This window comes from Priestia sp. KCTC 13724, assembly GCF_056820425.1.
Genome location: NZ_JBXDLD010000048.1, coordinates 1 through 1,867, shown reverse-complemented (window position 1 = coordinate 1,867; position 1,867 = coordinate 1). Strand labels below are relative to the sequence as shown.

The window sequence follows — 1,867 nt, the reverse complement described above, 5'->3', positions numbered from 1 at the left end:
AATCCCACAGGAAAGCCGATAAATCGCCTTTCCTGTGGGATTTTGTATTTGGGTATGAATAATTCAGGTTAAAGTTTCTACTTTCCATCTCATGAATAATCTGCACTGCTTGTTTCGCACGCCAACCTTGATTTGCATCTAAACGAAGCTTTATGTATGAAGGAATAGCTTCGTGAATTTTCTGTATGCGTTCAATATCTAACTCTGGATTCGCCCCAACCTTTATTTTAAGTACTTGAAAGCCGTCAGCTACAGCTGATTTAGCAGCTTTCGTCATCTTCTCTGGAGTGTCTACACCAATGGTCATACAGGTGGAAAGTGTTTTTTTACCCCCTAAGTAAGTATGAAGCGGAACTTCTATTAATCTACTATATGCGTCATGAAGAGCAATATCAGCAGCAGCTTTAGCACTAGTATTTCCTACACAGCAAGACTGTACGCTTTGAAGTAACAGTTGAAATTCTTTAACATCTCTTCCAATTATCGCAGCTTTAATAGGCCCTTTAAGAGCTGCTAAAATGCTCTCTAACGAATCACCTGTAATCACATACGTTGGGGCAGCCGCTCCTCTACCCGTTATTCCATTTTCTAACGTAATAATCACTTCAACGCTTTCAATTTCTGTGGCTGTTCGGAGCGCTGTTTTAAATGGTACTTTTAACGGAATAGTTTCATGCTTTACTTCAAGGTTTTTAATAATCATTTGGCACACTCCCACTTTTTAATCCAAAATTATTACTTGTGTTTGCGTTTTTCCCACATACTTATAGGTAAGAGCTACTCGTTCAATTGGTTTGCTATAAGTAATTTTTAACATATATCTTTTACTGGAAGGCTCTATCTTCTTATGCACCTCTTGTAGCGTTAGCTGTTGATCAATCTGATCTGATAAGTTGATCACTTCGTTCGCTTTTATTTGCTCAAGTTCTAGCCCACTTGGATGTGCTTGATTATTTACTTGTATAGCTATGAGATAAACTGAGCTAATAGAGCTTTCATTATCTAACTCGATTGCCACTGTTTTTTTATTGTGAGGAAAAGTTGTAATGGTTCCTATTTGAAGAGATTCACCCTTTCTTATATATATGAACCCTATAACAACTCCTACCATTAGAAAAAAGATTCCGCTCAACATAAGCCACTTTTTCATTTCCCTTTCCCTTCTTCAACGAATACCATATGAGGTTCTGTTTCTTTATAATAGCGAAGTCTGTCTTCTAACGTGCCCGTACGTACTTCAAACTTATGCCCGTCTGGGTCCGTGAAATAAATTGACTCTCTATCACGCTCATCCCTTGTTCTTCCTTTTAAAATTGGTACATGATAAGCCGCTAGTTTTGCCTCAAAACATTTTAAATCTCCAGCTTTAATTGAAAACGCAAAATGGGTATAGGAATCGTGAATTTCATTTCTTTGAATATGTTTCTCTTCATTTAACGCTATCCATAAACCATTTAAATCCAAATAAGCTGTGGCTGTGCCAGTAACAAGAAGATTAGCACCTAGAACCTGCTTATAAAAACCGATTGACTGAGCTAAATTAGATACTGAAAAGCAGCAGTGATTTATTCCTTGAATCATGTTGTCCTCCACCTTTTGTCTAGATAGTAGAACCACTAACTATATACATATACTACCATATCATTTTCATTTTTATCTTATTATTTTAAATTTTCTTCCTATTTTTGTATACTAAATCACTAGTGTCGCATTAAAATAATTCAACGCTTTATAAAAATCTAAATTTTCAGCAATTTTATCTTTGCATAAAAAAGCCTTTATAATGGTTGGGCGGTAATAAACCATCCAAATCCAAAATAAAGGACAATAAACATGGATAAGTTTACACGAAAAACATCATTTGAAC

Annotated in this window: 3 protein-coding genes; all 3 read right to left on the bottom strand. The window is 35.7% G+C overall.

Going from position 1 to position 1,867, the window contains the following annotated elements:
• Positions 1–703 (bottom strand): enolase C-terminal domain-like protein (locus AC1UFB_RS07270; protein ID WP_482588885.1); only part of this gene is annotated, 703 nt, incomplete at its 3' end.
• 18 nt (positions 704–721) lie between these two features.
• Positions 722–1,150: a hypothetical protein gene (locus AC1UFB_RS07265; protein WP_100347101.1), complete on the bottom strand. Its 429-nt coding sequence runs from the start codon at positions 1,148–1,150 to the stop codon at positions 722–724.
• Positions 1,147–1,581, bottom strand: coding sequence for a metallothiol transferase FosB (gene fosB / locus AC1UFB_RS07260; RefSeq protein WP_062686909.1), 435 nt, complete (start codon positions 1,579–1,581; stop codon positions 1,147–1,149). Before fosB ends, AC1UFB_RS07265 begins: the two co-directional genes overlap by 4 nt.
• Positions 1,582–1,867: the final 286 nt, after the last annotated feature.